At 74.0% G+C, this 3,338-nt stretch carries 3 protein-coding genes; all 3 read right to left on the minus strand.

What is annotated here, in order from left to right:
• A partial coding sequence (locus HUU95_RS11660) for a PTS sugar transporter subunit IIA (protein ID WP_174280264.1) occupies positions 1-624 on the minus strand: 624 nt, incomplete at its 3' end.
• The gene (locus HUU95_RS11665) at positions 621-2,663 is read right to left on the minus strand and encodes a beta-N-acetylhexosaminidase (RefSeq protein WP_174280265.1); all 2,043 of its coding nucleotides are present in this window, start codon (positions 2,661-2,663) and stop codon (positions 621-623) included. The genes HUU95_RS11665 and HUU95_RS11660, both read right to left, overlap by 4 nt.
• The coding region (locus tag HUU95_RS11670) for an amidohydrolase family protein (protein ID WP_174280266.1) at positions 2,656-3,338 on the minus strand (683 nt) is incomplete at its 5' end. The genes HUU95_RS11670 and HUU95_RS11665, both read right to left, overlap by 8 nt.

Here is a 3,338-nt window from a genome sequence, read left to right on the forward strand (position 1 = left end):
GGACGCGCTGGCGCGGGGCGTCGCCACCTCCACCTCGGCCGCGAACCGGCGCGCGCGGGCGACGATCGCGGCGGCGGGACGCGCATGGATGCCATGGCCCGGCGGCAGGATCACCTCGCGAACGCTGGCTGGCAGGTCCGCCGGCACCGACGCGGCCGCCCCCGCCCCGGTCGCCTCCAGGTCCATCAGCCAGTCGCCGACCGCGACACGGGTGTCGCAGGCACGCCGGCTGACGCGAAAGGCGTCGGTGTCGATCGCCAGGATCGGCGAGGCGAGGCTCCTCGCCCCGCGCGCGAGCACGCCGAGGTCGAAGCCGACGAGCAGCGCGCCCGCCTCGACCTGGTCGCCGTCGGCGACGTGGGCGGTGAAGCCCTCGCCGCCGAGGCCCACCGTCTCGATGCCGATGTGGCACAGGATCTCCGCGCCGTTGTCCGCGCGCAGCGTCACCGCATGGCGCGCGCGGTGAACGCCGATCACCACGCCCGCGCAGGGCGCATGGAGGGCGCCGCCGACGGGATCGATCGCGACGCCGTCCCCCACCAGTCCCCCGGCGAAGGCGGCGTCGGGCAGCTCGGCGAGCGGCCCCGCCCACCCCTGCATCGGCGAGACGAGGCGGAGCGTCACGGTCGCGGGTCCGCCCAGCCGAGCACCCATAACGGGTCGGCGCCTGCCCGCGCGAGCACCAGGCACAGGTCGGCGCGACCCGTCCCGAGCGGCAGCGGCGCGACGAGTTCATGCGCCACCCCGTCGCGCGTCACCCCGGCCAGCGGGACGGTCGCCAGCACGGGGCCGTCGCAGCCCCTGCGGACGACCAGCTCGTTGCGGTGATCGGGCGGCGGCGGGAGCGAGACATCGTCGGCGAACTGGAAGTTGAACGGCAGCGCCGCCACGCCGACCGCGAGGTGGCCGACGCCCGTCGGCGCGATGCCGCGATAGATCCAGCATGGGTTCCTGATCGTGACGAGGTAGACCGGCGCCCGCGCCTCGCCGGGGGCGGCGCGCCCTTCCAGATTGAGCGAGGTAGCGTCGGTACACAGGTCGAGTTGCTGGCTGACGCGTCGCGGCGATTGCGGCGGCGGCGCGCCGGGTTCGTCGGGATGGAGCCCCAGCGCCGCGTACCGGGCGCGCATCGCCGGCAGGCGGGCGGCGAAGTCCGGCCAGTCGCGCCGGTCGGCCGCGGTCCAGCCGATCTCGGCGAGCGCGGCGGCGCGGGGCAGCATCATCGCCTCCACCCGTGCGTCGCTGTCGACATGCTCGGTCCACAGCTGGCCCTGGACGCCCAGGACATGGCTCGACGCCGCTGTTCCCAGGGCAGGCGTTCCCGACGCGTGCGGCGGGTCGCCGGGGTCGTAGGCGTAGATGTCGCGCGGCGTCACCGCGAAGCCGCGGCCGGGCGGTTCGGACGGCGAGGCGGACTGGCGGTTGTCGAGATAGAGCGTCGGCGCGGTCGCCATCACCACGTCGTGTCCCGCCTGCGCCGCGGCGATCGCGCCCTCCGCGCCGTGCCAGGACAGGACGATGTCCTGTCTGGCCAGCGCCTTGTCCGCCAGGATCTCGTCCCAGCCGACCAGCCGGCGGCCGTGCGCGTTGAGGTAGTCGCCGATCCGGCCGACGAACCATGCCTGCAACGCGTTCTCGTCCTTCAGGCCGAGGGTCCGCATCTGCGCCTGCACCGACGGGGAGCCGTGCCACAGCGTATGCACCGCCTCGTCGCCGCCGATCGCGATCTCGTGCGACGGGAACATCGCCATCACCTCGTCGAGCACGCCATGCAGGAAGGCGAAGCTGCGCGCGTCGGCGCCGTAGATCGAGGGAAACACTCCCCAGTCGCCCAGGTTGGCGGCGGTCATCGTCGTCAGGCCGACGGCGGGATAGGCGAGGATCGCGGCGGTCGCGTGGCCGGGCATCTCGATCTCCGGCACGATCGTGATGTTGCGCGCCGCGGCGAGCGCCACCAGCCGGCGCACCTGCGCCTGCGTGTAGAAGCCGCCATAGCGCCCCGGCGCCAGACCCGCCGCCGGCGGCGTCGTCCGCCACGCCGCGACGCCCGTCAGCCGCGGATAGCGCCTGATCTGCAACCGCCAGCCCTGATCGTCGGCGAGGTGCCATTGCAGTCGGTTGAGCTTGTGCAGCGCCATCCAGTCGATCGTCCGCTCGATCTCGGCGACCGACTGGAGGTGACGGGCGCTGTCGAGCAGCAGCCCGCGCCAGCGGAAGCGCGGCGCGTCCTCGATGTGGACGCGGGCGAGGCGGTGATCGGGCGCGGCGGTCATGAGCTGCCACAGACTGACCGCGCCATAGAACAGCCCGCCGCGGGTCGACGCGGTGATCGTCGCGCCAGCCTCGCCGATGTCGAGCGCATAGCCTTCGGGCGCGATGCCGGGACGGCGAACCAGCCGGATTGCGGGTCCGGCACCGTCTGCGCCGATCGCGAGGCGGGGCTCGCCGGTGCGGCGCGTGAGATCGACGAGATAGCGCGCGACTTGCACCGCTTCGGCGTCGCCGGGCGGCGTCAGCAGGGGCGTCCCGTCCCTGAACGCGACCGCGGCGCCCGATTGCTCGACGACGTGGAGCGGGCGCGGGATGATCTGCGGCTCCGCCCGGGCGGGTACGCCGGCCAGCAGCGACAGCAGCGCGAACGCCAGGCCTGCAACGCTACGCATCAAGTTCCCCTCCGTCATCGACCCCGCCGATCCAGGTCCGCCGCACCGCCAGGTCGTCGTCCAGCAGCACCAGGTCGGCACGCAGCCCGGCCGCGATCCGGCCGGTCTCGTCCGCCAGCCCCAGGAACGCGGCGGGGGCACCGCTTGCCATCCGCGACGCATCGGCGAGGTCGAGGCCGAGCAGCGTCACTGCGTTGCGCAGCGCGCTCGCCATGTCGAGGTCGGCGCCCGCGAGCCGGCCCTCGCCATCGTAGCACGCGCCGTCGCGCACGGTTATCGTCTTGCCCTGGAGCGTGAAGCGGTGCCGGTCGCCGCCGACGCAGGGCATCGCGTCGGTGACCAGCATGAAGCGGTCGAGCCGGTGGCATCTCAGCCCGAGCCGCAGCACCGCCGGATCGACGTGCCGGCCATCGACGATAATGCCACACCACGCCTCGCTCTCCAGCGCCGCGCCGACGACGCCGGGGGCACGGCTGGTCAGCGGCGACATGGCGTTGAACAGGTGGGTGACGCCGGTGAAGCCGTCGGCGAAACCGTCGCGCATCTGCGCATGGGTCGCATCGGTGTGGCCGGCCGACAGGATCACGCCCGCCGCGACCAGTCGCCGGACCGCGTCGCGCCCGGCCATCTCGGGCGCGAGCGTCACGAGCACCCGCCCGCCCCAGCCGCGCGTGA

Source organism: Sphingomonas bacterium, from assembly GCF_903643065.1.
Lineage (GTDB): Bacteria > Pseudomonadota > Alphaproteobacteria > Sphingomonadales > Sphingomonadaceae > Sphingomonas.